Source organism: Segatella buccae ATCC 33574 (assembly GCF_000184945.1).
GTDB lineage: Bacteria > Bacteroidota > Bacteroidia > Bacteroidales > Bacteroidaceae > Prevotella > Prevotella buccae.
Genome location: NZ_GL586311.1, coordinates 2,083,911 through 2,096,810 on the forward strand (window position 1 = coordinate 2,083,911; position 12,900 = coordinate 2,096,810).

Genomic DNA, 12,900 nt, shown 5'->3' on the forward strand with positions numbered 1-12,900 from the left:
ATCATAAAGATAATTGTATAACAAACAAGACAATGAAGAATGTAACCTTAGTTTTGAGTGACGGAACCAAATTCCATGGCAAATCATTTGGTTATGATGCTCCGGTGGCGGGAGAGGTTGTTTTCAATACGGCGATGATGGGCTATCCCGAAAGTCTCACTGACCCTTCTTACGCAGGGCAACTGTTGGTGATGACTTTCCCATTGGTTGGCAACTATGGTGTGCCTCCTTTCACATTCGGGACCGACGGCATACCCACATTCATGGAGAGCACGCATATCCATGCTTCTGCTATCATTGTGAGCGATTACAGCGAAGAATACAGCCATTGGAACGCCTGCGAGAGTTTGGCCGATTGGTTGAAGCGTGAGCATGTGCCCGGTGTGACAGGCATCGATACGCGCCAACTGACCAAGGTGCTTCGCGAGCATGGTGTGATGATGGGCAAGATACTCTTTGATGACGCGCCGGATAGTATTCCGGAAGCAGACTATGAGGGCGTGAATTTTGTGGATAAAGTGAGTTGCAAAGAGGTGATACGCTACAACGAAGGAGCCGGCAAGAAAGTGGTGTTGGTGGACTGTGGCGTAAAGGCCAATATCATTCGCAGTCTTGTCAATCGCGGTCTTGAGGTTATCCGCGTACCGTGGAACTATGACTATACTTCGATGGACTTCGACGGACTTTTCCTTGCCAACGGTCCCGGAGATCCGGATGTGTGTGAAGAAGCCGTGTGCATTATCCGCAAGCAAATGAATAGCAGCCATAAGCCTATTTGCGGCATTTGCATGGGCAACCAGCTGTTGGCCAAGGCCGGTGGAGCCGATATCTACAAACTCAAGTACGGGCATCGCTCGCACAATCAACCTGTGCGCCTTGTCGGCACGGAGAAGTGCTACATCACTTCCCAAAATCATGGTTATGCCGTTGATGCCAAGACATTAGGCAGCGACTGGGAAGAACTTTTTGTCAACATGAACGACGGTTCCAATGAGGGCATCCGGCACAAGACCAATCCTTGGTTCTCCAGCCAGTTCCATCCCGAAGCCTGCTCCGGCCCTGTGGATACGGAATTCATGTTTGACAAGTTTGTTGATTGCTTGAAGTAATAGCCAATATAAAAAAGACCAGATATTCTTATGAAAGACGAAAATATAAAAAAGGTATTACTGCTGGGGTCGGGAGCCTTGAAGATAGGTGAGGCCGGCGAGTTCGATTATTCCGGTTCGCAGGCACTGAAAGCTTTGCGTGAAGAGGGCATCAAGACGGTGCTCATCAATCCCAACATTGCAACCGTCCAGACCTCTGAAGGCGTTGCCGATCAGATATATTTCCTGCCCGTACAGCCCTATTTTGTGGAGCGTGTCATCCAAAAAGAACGCCCCGACGGCATCCTGTTGAGCTTCGGGGGCCAGACAGCCCTCAACTGCGGTGTGGAGCTCTATCGTTCGGGAGTGTTGGAAAAATATGGAGTGAAAGTTCTCGGCACGCCCGTTCAGGCCATTATGGACACTGAAGACCGTGAACTCTTTGTGGAGAAGCTCGATGAAATTGATGTAAAGACCATCAAGAGTGAAGCCTGCGAGAATATAGAACAGGCCCGCACGGCTGCTGCCACACTGGGCTATCCTGTGATTATCCGTGCTGCTTACGCCTTGGGCGGACTGGGCAGCGGCTTTGCCGACAACGAAGAGGAACTCAATGTCTTGGCCGAAAAGGCTTTTTCATTCTCTCCGCAGGTGTTGGTAGAGAAGAGTCTGAAGGGCTGGAAAGAGATTGAGTATGAAGTGGTGCGCGACCGCTATGACAACTGTATTACGGTTTGCAATATGGAAAACTTCGACCCACTGGGCATCCACACCGGAGAATCCATTGTCATTGCCCCCTCCCAGACACTCAACAACAGTGAGTATCACAAGTTGCGTGCTCTTGCCATCAAGATTATTCGCCACATAGGCATCGTGGGAGAGTGCAATGTGCAGTACGCTTTCGACCCCAAGAGCGAAGACTATCGGGTGATAGAGGTCAATGCCCGTCTTTCCCGTTCTTCGGCCCTTGCCTCAAAGGCCACGGGTTATCCTCTGGCTTTCGTGGCCGCCAAACTGGGTATGGGTTACGGCCTGTTTGAATTGAAGAACTCCGTCACCAAGACCACCTCGGCCTTCTTCGAACCGGCCCTTGATTATGTCGTGTGCAAGATTCCCCGTTGGGACCTTTCCAAATTTCGTGGCGTAGACAAGGAACTCGGCTCGAGCATGAAGTCGGTTGGTGAAGTGATGGCCATCGGCCGCAATTTTGAAGAAGCCATTCAGAAAGGTCTTCGCATGATAGGGCAGGGGATGCACGGATTTGTCGAGAATAAGGAACTTGAGATTGCCGACATCGATGCGGCCCTGCGTGAACCCACCGACAAGCGTGTGTTTGTCATCTCCAAAGCCATGCACAAGGGATATACGGTTGGCCAAATCCACGAGCTGACCAAGATAGACAAGTGGTTTCTTGAGAAGCTGAAACATATCATCGATATTGACGAGGAACTGAAAACCAAGAACATCAACACCCTTGACAAGGCACTTTTCCGTAAGGCCAAAGTCTATGGATTCACCGACTTCCAGATAGCCCGTGCCGTCGGACTTGAAGACGAGCTCCACAACATGCACAAGGCTATGCTCCTTGTGCGCCATTGCCGTAAGAATCTTGGCATCGTGCCTGTGGTGAAACAGATCGACACACTGGCGGCTGAATATCCTGCCCGGACCAACTATCTCTATGTGACTTATGGCGGCGTGGCAAGCGACATCGAGCCGGAGCACGACGGGCGTTCCATAGTTGTCCTTGGGTCGGGAGCCTATCGCATCGGTTCTTCAGTGGAGTTTGACTGGTGTGGTGTGCAGGCTTTGAATACGATTCGCAAGGAGGGTTGGCGTTCTGTGATGATCAACTACAATCCTGAGACGGTTTCCACCGACTATGACATGTGCGACCGTCTTTATTTTGACGAACTCACTTTTGAGCGTGTCATGGACATCATCGAACTTGAGTCGCCCCATGGTGTGATTATTTCCACCGGTGGCCAGATTCCCAACAATCTGGCCATGAAGTTGGCCGAGCAGCATGTGTCTCTTCTTGGCACCAAGGCCGAAGATATCGATGGTGCCGAAGATCGCGCCAAATTCTCGGAGATGCTCACCCGGCATGGCATCAACCAACCCGAATGGAGTGCGCTTACGAGTATGGAAGACATCGACGATTTCATCGCCCGTGTGGGATTCCCGGTTCTTGTGCGTCCTTCCTACGTTCTTTCGGGAGCAGCCATGAATGTATGTTCCAATGAAGAAGAGCTGAAACGTTTCCTCCGGCTGGCAGCCAATGTGAGCGAAGACCATCCGGTCGTGGTCTCCAAGTTCATCGAACATGCCAAGGAGATAGAAATGGATGCCGTGGCCAAAAACGGTGAAATCTTGGCTTACGCCATCTCCGAACACATTGAGTTTGCAGGAGTTCATTCCGGTGATGCCACCATCCAGTTTCCTCCACAGAAGATTTATGTGGAGACCGTGAGGCGCATCAAGCGTGTGAGTCGGCAGATAGCCAAGGCCCTCCACATCAACGGTCCGTTCAACATCCAGTATATGGCTCGTGACAATGAGATCATGGTCATCGAGTGTAACCTTCGCGCTTCGCGCTCTTTCCCCTTTGTCAGCAAGGTGTTGAAAATCAATCTCATCGAACTTGCCACTCGTGTGATGTTGGGTTTGCCGGTTGAAAAACCCAACAAAAATCTCTTTGACTTGGATTATGTGGGTATCAAGGCCAGCCAGTTCTCTTTCAACCGCTTACAAAAGGCCGACCCGGTCTTGGGAGTTGACATGAGTTCTACGGGCGAAGTGGGCTGCTTGGGTGACGACTCCAATCAGGCTTTGCTCAAGAGTATGCTCTCCGTGGGCTATCGCATTCCGAAGAAAACGGTGTTGCTGTCTACAGGCGGAGCCAAGCAGAAAGCCGAACTGCTTGATGCTGCCAAAACGCTTGTGGCCCACGGCTACAAACTCTACGCCACCGGCGGTTCGTCCAACTATCTTGCCGACAATGGCGTGGAGAATACCCGTGTCTACTGGCCTTCCGATGAAGGCAAGCATCCGCAGGCTCTTGACATGTTGCACAATAAGGAGATCGACATGGTTGTCAACATACCTAAAAACCTGACCGTGCATGAGCTTACCAATGGTTATAAGATTCGCCGTGCCGCCATTGATCTCAATGTGCCGCTAATTACCAACAGTCGGTTGGCCTGCGCCTTTATCAACGCTTTCTGTTCCTTGTCGCTTGAAGACATAGACATTAAGGCTTGGGGTGAATACTAAACATGTTTGCCGGCGTATGAAAGGTGGTGTGTCCTTCAAGGGGATGCACCACCTTTTTTATGCCTTCTTGTGCATACTTTTTATGCTTTTAAGCATCTGTTTTCGAGCACGATAAAACTTTAACATTTGTTGGCTATTTGTAAGTTATTGATTATTAGTGTGTTATATAAAAGTTACAAAACGACCTCAAAAAAAGTCCTAAAAAAAAGAACGGCGTATTTAAAAAATACTTATCTTTGCATCGTTTTAATAAACAAATGATTGTTTTACAGATTTAAAAAGCAAAGAAAATGAAGAAATTGGTTTTAATGTTCGTAGCTATCGCAGCTATCTCTTTCGCATCTTGTGGTAACAAAACAGCTCAGGCTCCTGCTCAGGACTCTGACACCGTAGCAGTTGATTCTGCTGACACTGTTGCTGCTGATACAGCTGCTGCTGACACTGCTGCTATGTAATCAGATTGCATACACGAACTGAAAAATTTTGAGAACACCGCTGGAAGCTAAGCTTTCAGCGGCTTTTTTATGCTTGTCTTTTCAGAATTTTACGCGCATTGCAGCAAACTGTATGCTCATTCATACTGTTTGCATTGATTCCGAAAGTTTTTTCTTTTCCTTGCTATTTTGTCGTGACGATCTCACCCATATTTTTCCTTGACTTGGGTTTTGCCGAGAATTTGTCGACATATCCTATCGGTATGATGGCTACCGGATATTCGTCAGAGCACAAATGGAGGCTGTCTTTGAGTTGCGACACGTCGAAATTGCAAACCCAACAGCCGCCCAATCCCAGTTCGGTGGCTGCCAGACAAATGTGCTCCACGGCGATGGCCGTATCAATGTCGGCATGGTTTTTGGCATCGCATTCCCGCACCCATGCCTCGGAAGTCTTTGCATAGGCGACAATGTAGAGCGGGGCTTGTGCAAACCATTCGCGCGGATAGCACTGCTGTACGGCTTTTCGGGCTTCATCGCTCTTGACCACGATGAAGCGCCAAGGCTGGTGGTTGACGGCCGATGGTGCCAGCCGGGCACACTCCAAGATATATTCAAGTTTTTCCTGTTCCACCTCTTTCGGCGAGTATTCCCTTGCCGAATAACGCTTTTTTGCTAATTCCAAGAAGTCCATATCATTGATTTTTAAAACATTTTATGCAAAGATAGTGCAAGTGAATGCAATGAGAGCTTGCTTTCAAATTGCTGAACGCCGCCTATCTTATGCAAAGATAGTGCAAGTGAATGCAATGAGAGCTTGCTTTCAAATTGCTGAACGCCGCCTATCTTATGCAAAGATAGTGCAAGTGAATGCAATGAGAGCTTGCTTTCAAATTGCTGAACGCCGCCTATCTTATGCAAAGATACGCATAATATGCGATATTTAGGCAAATCGTTTAGAACATTATAATAAAAAAGCAAGCATTGTAGCCATATAGAAATAAAGCCAAAAAGCATGACAAAAAAGCTTCGCCTAAAGTCCTTCAATTAGAGTGGGGAAATACGTTTGGAGGTCCGAAAAGATGCGCTGATTTTCGGGTAAAGGCCGGATGTGACCGTGCGAAAGAGGCTCTTTGAGCGTTCCAAATGGCTGCAATGAGCTTCTGGTAAGGGCTCTTTTGCACGTTAGTTTCGGCTTTTTGACGACCATTTAAAGGTCTTTTGAAATGTTGAGAAAATTCAAATGCCTGATTGCCAATGGCTTGGACGCCCTTGTGAAATTCGTGTATTTCCGGCCGGGTGTGTTTCAGTTGGGAATATTGCAAGCACAGAACACTTTTTCGACCAATATTCTTGACGAAAAGATTCCATAAAATGATTCTCTCCTATTGCAATTTCTCCCACAAAAAGTGTATCTTTGTAGGCACTTGAGGAAAATGGGAGAGGAGGAGATGACAAAAACAGACATTGCATTTCTGGTGGAGGAAGGAGTTGGAACCCCCCATTTTGAACTTACTAACAGATAAACCGTATACCATCAACATGATTTACATTGAGCACATCGCACTCAACGTGCGTGACTTGGAAGGAGCAAAACTGTTCTTCTGCAAGTATTTCGGTGGCATGGCCAACGAAGGATACCACAATCCGAAGACCGGATTGCATTCCTATTTCATCACGTTTGGGCAGGGGCCGCGTTTGGAAATTATGAATTGGGGAGACGATATGCCCCACGGAAACAAAGACCGCCATGCCGATGGTTACCAGCATATCAGCATGAGTGTGGGCAGTCGTGAGAAAGTGGATGAAATGACAGCCCTCCTTGTGGCTGACGGTTATTCATGTGTCAATGGCCCCCGCTATACGGGAGATGGAGCCTACGAGAGCGTTGTCCTTCTGCCCGGTGGTGAAGAAATTGAACTGACCGTTTGAAGATTACGCCGAGTTCCCGGTGGAGTTGAGTTATTCTTTCTGTTTTCTGCAAATATTACAGTGATTTTACGTAACTTTGCACTATGATTGATTATAGTGCTTTTCAGGGAAAAAAGGCGGCCTATTACACACTGGGCTGTAAACTGAACTTTTCCGAAACCTCTACGTTTGGCAAATTGTTGTCGGACATCGGGGTTGTTGCAGCGCAGAAAGGCGAGCGGGCTGACATCTGTCTCATCAACACCTGTTCGGTGACAGAGGTGGCCGACCATAAGTGTCGGCAGGCCATCCATCGCATGGTGCGCGAAAATCCCGGTGCATTTGTTGTCGTGACCGGCTGCTACGCCCAGTTGGAGTCGGAGAAAGTGAGCCGCATTGATGGTGTGGATTTGGTGCTCGGTTCCAATGAGAAGGCCGACCTGATACAATATCTTAACGATGCTTTTGTCGGAGGAGTCAGGCAGGAGGCACTTCACCGGCACCATTCGGTGAAGACCAAGGATATTAAAAGTTTTCAGCCTTCTTGCTCGAGGGGCAACCGTACGCGCTATTTCCTGAAAGTGCAGGATGGATGCAACTACTTCTGCACCTACTGCACGATACCCTACGCCCGTGGCTTCTCCCGCAATCCGTCTATCGCTTCGCTCGTAGAACAGGCTCGGGAGGCAGCTCTTGAGGGTGGACGGGAGATAGTGCTCACCGGAGTTAACATTGGTGATTTCGGTGCAACGACTCATGAGAGTTTTCTCGATTTGGTGAAAGCACTTGACGAGGTGGAAGGCATCGAACGCTTCCGCATCTCCAGTTTGGAGCCCGACTTGTGCAGCGATGAACTCGTGGAGTATTGTTCAATCAGTCGTGCGTTTATGCCCCATTTCCATATACCCCTGCAGAGTGGCAGCGATGAGGTGCTTAAACTGATGCACAGAAGATATGACCGCGCACTCTTTGCCCATAAAATCAACCTCATCAAGGAGAAAATGCCCGATGCCTTTATCGGGGTTGATGTGATGGTGGGCTGTCGGGGAGAGAAGCCGGAATATTTTGAAGATTGCTACGACTTCCTTGAGTCGCTTCCTGTGACCCAACTGCATGTGTTCCCTTACTCGGAGCGTCCCGGCACGAGTGCCCTTTCCATCCCATACGTTGTTGACGACAAGGAGAAGCGGCAGCGCGTGAAGCGGCTTTTGGATATGAGCGACCGAAAAACGGAGGAGTTTTATGCAAAATATATCGGGACAGAGTCGGTGGTGCTTTTTGAGAAAGCTGCTAAAGGAAAGGCCATGCACGGATTTACGGATAATTATATCCGTGTGGAACTTCCGGCCCGTATGGCCCGTGAGGAGTATGACAACCGGTTGTTCAAACTACGGCTGGGCAGTTTCAGTCGTGACCGTTCGGCACTTGTGGTCGACGAACTGATGGGGGAGGTGTGACATGGTAAAGACAGCAATCGTCATACTCAACTGGAATGGCAGAGCCATGCTGGAGAAGTTTCTGCCCGGCGTGATAGCCTGTTCGGCGGACGAAGCGGAGATATGGGTGGCTGACAATGCCTCTACTGATGACTCTCTCGCCCTCCTGAAACAATATGCGCAGGTCAAGACTCTCCTGTTGGACAAGAACTATGGTTTTGCCGAAGGATACAATCGGGCGCTCAAGCAGATTGATGCCACCTACTATATGTTGCTCAATTCCGATGTGGAGGTGACACCCGGTTGGCTGTCTCCGCTCGTCTCGTTTATGGACGGGCATCCTGAAGTGGCAGCTTGTCAGCCCAAACTGCGTGATTTCTGCCGCCGCACCCGTTTTGAATATGCCGGTGCCTCAGGAGGTTTTCTCGATCGCTATGGTTATCCTTTCTGCCGTGGAAGGATATTTGAAACCGTGGAAGAAGATACAGGGCAATATGACGAACCGGCTGAAGTGTTGTGGGCCACGGGCGCCTGCCTGTTGATAAGGGCGTCCGACTATTGGATGGCCGGAGCTTTGGATGGCCGTTTTTTCGCCCACAACGAAGAGATAGACCTTTGTTGGCGACTGTCGCTCATGGGGCGCAAAGTGTATTGTCTGCCCCAAAGCACAGTCTATCATGTGGGTGGAGGAACTCTCCCGAAGGAAAACCCGATGAAAACCTATCTCAATTTCCGCAACAATCTGACCATGCTTTACAAAAATCTTGGCGACGGTGAACTGGAGAAAGTGATGCGGATGCGCTGTTTCCTTGACTATCTGGCTGCATTTGCGACGCTTGTCTTCAATCGTAATTGGCGTGATTGCGTGGCTATATTCCGTGCTCGCAGGGATTTTCTGAAGTGGCGGCATACATTTGATGATGCCCGTTATCGCATTCAGGCGATGCGGGTAGACAGGAAAAATGACGGGCGGAATCCTTTCTCCATCTTGTGGAAATATTATCTGTGTGGCAAGAAAAAATACAGCGAACTATAAGTCTACTAAATAATAACTCAATATTTGCAAGTGCGATGGGGGTCGGGAGAATACTCCAAATGCCGGCGGTAGAGCGGGTATCTCCATCTCCTGACGGGCAACACGGGCACTGTCTTCTTCCGATTCTCGTCGATTCCTGAAGTTGGACTTACAAAACTTAAAAACCAAAAACATGAAAATCAAAAACAAACAAATGTTAGGACTTGTGGCAGCGTTGTTGCTGGCCTGCCCGGCCGTTCACGCTCGGAGAGCCACCATGCGTGTGGAGGTCACCAATTCTTCCAAAATGCCACGAACGGACGAACCGGTCGTTTTTAATCTGAAGGATATCGGTGAGGTGAAACGTGCCGTCGTTACGCTCAATGGAAAGGAGATTCCTTCCCAGCTCGATGATCTTGACGGTGATTGTGTATATGACGAATTGTGCTTTTTGACCGATGTCGGAGCCCATGAAACCAAAAACTATCGGGTGGAGTTGTTTGACGACGGTGAGCAGAAAACTTTCCCCGCTCGCACGTTTGCCGAACTTGTGCTTCCCTCGAAGGACAAGAAACTGCCCAAAAATAAGCAGGATGTCTATTTGCGCAGCATCACTTTCGATGCTCGCACTAAAGATACTTATCACTATGTACACTCCCATGGGGTCTGCTTTGAAAGTGAATTGATTGCCCTGCGTGTCTATTTCGACCATCGGCAGACTATCGACCTCTATGGCAAGAACCATAAGGGACTGGAGCTGGAGGCCACGCAGTTTTATCCCACTGACGAGCAGAAGGCCCAAGGTTTTGGCGATGATGTGCTGTGGGTGGGCAATACTTATGGACTGGGAGCCTTGCGGGGTTGGGACGGTCATGCCCAGCAACTGCTCACCGACGTAAAAATGCGCACACAACGTGTTGTGGCCGAGGGGCCGCTGCGTGCTATTGTTGAGGTGGAAGACAAGGGATGGGTGCCTGCCGAGGGCTTGATGCCGGTTAATGTGGTGATCCGTTATACCGTCTACGCCGGTCATCGTGATTTTGATGTGCAAGCCCGGTTCAGCCGCACGCCTGTCGATTTCCCGACCTATCGCTTTGCTACAGGGCTCATCAATGTGAAGGGATCGGAAGAATTTGGTTGTGAGAATGCGCGTGGTTGTTGGGGCAGCGACTGGCCCACGGGTAAGGATGATGGTCAACATAAGTTGGAAACAGTCGGACTGGGAATCTATATGCCGGGAGAATATCTTGTTTCGGAAGAGAAGGCTACCAAAGACGACTATACAAATGTCGTGAAGCCGGTAGACGGTGTCATCAATTATAAACTTGCCTACACTTCAGCCAATGAAAATTTCGGCTTTAAGGACAAGGAGGCTTGGTTCGCATGGTTGAGGAATTGGAATCGGCGACAGGCCGAACCTTTGAAAGTTTCCTTTAAACGGGAAACGAAGTAACGGAGCCGTTTACATCGGTCGGAAAACAAAAAAGGTGTACATCGTCTTGCTTTTAAGACAATGTACACCTTATTATATAATAGGCGACGCTTACATCAGTTCTCCTTAAAGGCAACCACTCGTGACAGTTCTTTGTCCATGTAGAAAGTCTGCATGTAGTCTTGTTCTCTGCCATGCCTGTCTGTCAGTGTGTATTTGACGTTCATCAACAGCAGTTTGGAAGGTATTCTATTGTTTTGTGGGTAGATGATTCCCTTCTTGAAGATGGCGATATCGTTGGCCTTCCGTCTCATTTCCCCCACTCGTTGCGGAGTGACACGCTTGGTGGAATCGAGACGCGAGAACTGTTCGTTGGTCCGGTCGCTTACCTCCAGATTTTCATTCAGAAAATCGCGTATCAAGTCTTCTGCATCGTGCTGTTGTCCACACGATGCGAGAAGGAGTGTTGTCAATAGCAGGAAAAGCCCACTTTTGGCTTTTGATGATATGCTCATTTGGCCGGTACGTTTTTCAGAATCTCCAGCAGATGATCCCAAACCATTTGTACAGTGGGGATGAGTAGTTTCTCGTCGGGTGAGTGAACGCCACGCAGGGTGGGGCCGAAGCTCACCATGTCCAGGTCGGGATAGCGCTCAGAGAACAAGCCGCACTCAAGACCGGCGTGGATGCCAAGCACTTTCGGCTCTTTGCCGAACAGTTTTTTGTAAGCCTCCACGGCAATGCGTGTAAGTTCGCTGTCTGCCCGCATTTTCCAAGCCGGATATTTGTCGTCGACGGCGATTTCGGCCCCGGCCAACAGGAAGACAGCTTTCACGGTGTTGGTCATGTTGTCGAGGTTGCTCATCACATTGCTGCGCTGACTGGCCACAGCCACCACGGTGTTGTCCGTGGTCTGAACGCTGGCGATATTGCTCGAAGTCTCTACCATCCATGCAATGGCCTCGTCCTGACAGTTGGTCAGCGGTCCGTTGTGTACGGCTTGTATGGCGCGAATCACATTTTGCCCGACGGTCTTGGGCATCACCTTGACGGCATCGGTGCTTTCAAGGCTGAAATCCATCGCCTGTTCGGTCACGTGGAATTCATCTGCCACTTCTGCGGCAAAGATATTCCAGTCGGCCTTGACCTGTTCCTTCAACTCTGCGGGCACGGCAAATACTACCTGACCGTCGCGCGGAATAGCATTGTGCAGTTTTCCGCTATTGAAATTTGCCAGACGCAGGCCTGCGATTTTCTCTTGTTGGATAAACAGGAAGCGGGCCAGAATCTTGATGGCATTGGCGCGCTTCTTGTTGATGTCGTCGCCCGAGTGCCCGCCGTTCAAGCCTTTTAGGGACGCCTTGAGGAAGAACAGGCCGCTTTCGGCTTCTTCTCTTTCAAAGTGGAAAGTGGCTGTTGTGGTCTGACCGCCGGCACAGCTCACGAATATCTGCCCTTCGTCTTCACTGTCAAGATTGATAAGCAGTTTGCCGGTCATGAAGCCGGCCTGCAGGCCATGTGCACCGGTCAGTCCGGTCTCCTCGTCACGGGTGAACAGACATTCTATGGGGCCATGCTCAATGTCATCAGAGTCAAGGATGGCCAACTGGATGGCATCACCGATGCCGTCGTCAGCACCCAAAGTGGTGCCTTTGGCTTTCAGCCAGTCACCGTCGACATAGGTCTGTATGGCATCTGTGTGGAAGTTGAAATCGAGGTCTACAAGCTTTTCGCATACCATATCCATGTGGCTTTGGAGAATCACCGTTTCGCGGTTCTCGTATCCCGGAGTAGCCGGCTTGCGAATGAGTACGTTACCTACTTCGTCGACAAGGGTTTCCAAGTGATGTGACTTGCCGAACTCTTTCAAATACTCAATCATTTTTTCCTCGTGCTTGGAGGGCCGGGGAATCTCATTGATTTTAGCAAACTGCTCGAATACGCGGGCAGGCTTCAAATTACTTTTATTCATTTAATTATGTTATTTTATTTTGTCTTTTTGACTAAAAATGCTACCTTTGCCCCGGAAAAGTGTTCCTTGAGCACTGCAAATTTAGTAAAAATGATAGAAACTCTGCTATTAAGCGTGTTAATAATTGCTATCTGTGTGGCATTGATGAGTGTGAAGTTGCTGTTGAAGAAAAACGGCAAGTTCTCTTCACAGCACGTGCATGACAATCCCGGCTTGCGCAGGAAGGGCATTCACTGTGTGATCGATCAAGACAAGGAGGCTCGGTCGGCCGGTCGGGCTTATTGAACAAGAGCACTTCCGACCGATTGTTATATTGCCATCAAACGAAAATAAAAA

11 protein-coding genes are annotated in these 12,900 nt (G+C 49.3%); 8 read left to right on the forward strand and 3 right to left on the reverse strand.

Annotation, left to right across the window (positions count from 1 at the left end; translation table 11 throughout):
- The first annotated feature begins 32 nt into the window (after window positions 1–32).
- The 3 genes from carA (at window position 33) to HMPREF6485_RS14170 (ending at window position 4,819) form a co-directional block, all read left to right on the forward strand.
- The gene (gene carA, locus HMPREF6485_RS08065; protein ID WP_007412024.1) at window positions 33–1,109 is read left to right on the forward strand and encodes a glutamine-hydrolyzing carbamoyl-phosphate synthase small subunit; all 1,077 of its coding nucleotides are present in this window, start codon (window positions 33–35) and stop codon (window positions 1,107–1,109) included.
- Between the two features lie 30 nt (window positions 1,110–1,139).
- A complete protein-coding gene (gene carB, locus HMPREF6485_RS08070; RefSeq protein ID WP_004345884.1) occupies window positions 1,140–4,364 on the forward strand; it encodes a carbamoyl-phosphate synthase (glutamine-hydrolyzing) large subunit in 3,225 nt (1,074 codons plus the stop codon).
- Between the two features lie 290 nt (window positions 4,365–4,654).
- Entirely contained in the window at window positions 4,655–4,819 is a 165-nt protein-coding gene (locus HMPREF6485_RS14170) for a PG1828 family lipoprotein (protein WP_004345885.1), read from the forward strand.
- A gap of 163 nt (window positions 4,820–4,982) precedes the next feature.
- Here HMPREF6485_RS14170 and HMPREF6485_RS08075 read toward each other — a convergent pair whose 3' ends face one another.
- The gene (locus HMPREF6485_RS08075; RefSeq protein WP_004345886.1) at window positions 4,983–5,492 is read right to left on the reverse strand and encodes a nitroreductase family protein; all 510 of its coding nucleotides are present in this window, start codon (window positions 5,490–5,492) and stop codon (window positions 4,983–4,985) included.
- A gap of 848 nt (window positions 5,493–6,340) precedes the next feature.
- Between HMPREF6485_RS08075 and HMPREF6485_RS08085 the strand changes: the two genes are divergently transcribed.
- From HMPREF6485_RS08085 to HMPREF6485_RS08100, 4 genes are all read left to right on the forward strand, one after another.
- A complete protein-coding gene (locus tag HMPREF6485_RS08085) occupies window positions 6,341–6,730 on the forward strand; it encodes a VOC family protein (protein ID WP_082231311.1) in 390 nt (129 codons plus the stop codon).
- Window positions 6,731–6,813: 83 nt separating this feature from the next.
- The gene (gene mtaB / locus HMPREF6485_RS08090; RefSeq protein WP_004345892.1) at window positions 6,814–8,166 is read left to right on the forward strand and encodes a tRNA (N(6)-L-threonylcarbamoyladenosine(37)-C(2))-methylthiotransferase MtaB; all 1,353 of its coding nucleotides are present in this window, start codon (window positions 6,814–6,816) and stop codon (window positions 8,164–8,166) included.
- Between the two features lies 1 nt (window position 8,167).
- Window positions 8,168–9,181 carry a glycosyltransferase family 2 protein gene (locus tag HMPREF6485_RS08095; RefSeq protein ID WP_004345893.1) on the forward strand — a complete coding sequence of 338 codons (1,014 nt, stop codon included), beginning with the start codon at window positions 8,168–8,170 and terminating at the stop codon, window positions 9,179–9,181.
- Window positions 9,182–9,353: 172 nt separating this feature from the next.
- A complete protein-coding gene (locus HMPREF6485_RS08100; protein ID WP_004345895.1) occupies window positions 9,354–10,613 on the forward strand; it encodes a DUF4861 domain-containing protein in 1,260 nt (419 codons plus the stop codon).
- Window positions 10,614–10,708: 95 nt separating this feature from the next.
- Here the strand turns inward: HMPREF6485_RS08100 and HMPREF6485_RS08105 are convergent, their stop codons facing one another.
- Together HMPREF6485_RS08105 and HMPREF6485_RS08110 are read right to left on the reverse strand one after the other, a co-directional pair.
- The gene (locus HMPREF6485_RS08105; RefSeq protein WP_004340713.1) at window positions 10,709–11,107 is read right to left on the reverse strand and encodes a hypothetical protein; all 399 of its coding nucleotides are present in this window, start codon (window positions 11,105–11,107) and stop codon (window positions 10,709–10,711) included.
- Window positions 11,104–12,564 (reverse strand): aminoacyl-histidine dipeptidase, encoded by a 1,461-nt coding sequence (locus tag HMPREF6485_RS08110; protein ID WP_004345896.1) that lies wholly within the window; start codon window positions 12,562–12,564, stop codon window positions 11,104–11,106. The genes HMPREF6485_RS08105 and HMPREF6485_RS08110 overlap by 4 nt, the downstream gene beginning before the upstream one ends.
- A 90-nt stretch (window positions 12,565–12,654) precedes the next feature.
- On the opposite strand from HMPREF6485_RS08110, the gene HMPREF6485_RS08115 reads away from it, so the two are divergent.
- Entirely contained in the window at window positions 12,655–12,849 is a 195-nt protein-coding gene (locus HMPREF6485_RS08115; protein WP_004340716.1) for a hypothetical protein, read from the forward strand.
- Window positions 12,850–12,900 lie beyond the last annotated feature (51 nt).